The organism is Lelliottia sp. GFLA7, from assembly GCF_056490165.1.
In genome coordinates, this window is sequence record NZ_JBWLAQ010000074.1 from 1 (window position 1) to 453 (window position 453).

Sequence of the window (453 nt, forward strand, 5' to 3'; positions counted from 1 at the left end):
GACGCTCGGCGGGGAGGCTCTGCAAAAGTGCTGCAGCGGAGTCGATTGCGATACGAGCTAGCTCGAGCGGTGCGAGGGTCTCGGCGAACGCCTCGCCGGTCAGGACGAGATCGACGTCGGCGGTGGTGGTGATGTAGTCGATGCGGTCGCGCGGTGCGCCCGGGTCGATGGGAACGAACGCGGCGCCGGCCGTCAGTGTCGCGAGCAGCGCGACGTACGTCTCCGGCGAGCGCTGCAGGAGGATGGCCACGCGGGCGCCGAATCCGATGCCGTGTTCGATCAGCATGTGCGCCAGCCGGTTTGCATGCGCGTCGAGCTCGGCGTAGGTGAACAGGTCCGCACCGCACTCGAGCGCGATCGCGGACGGCGACCGGTCGCACGCGTCCTCGAAGACATGATTCAGGCGACGTCGAGGAGCCCCCGCTCCTGACAGTGCCTGCGTGCCGGCTGGTT

The 453-nt window shown here is 68.7% G+C and carries 1 protein-coding gene; it reads right to left on the reverse strand.

Annotation, left to right across the window (positions count from 1 at the left end; genetic code table 11):
• The coding region (locus AC07RN_RS21210; RefSeq protein WP_478337252.1) for an AMP-binding protein at positions 1-453 on the reverse strand (453 nt) is incomplete at both ends.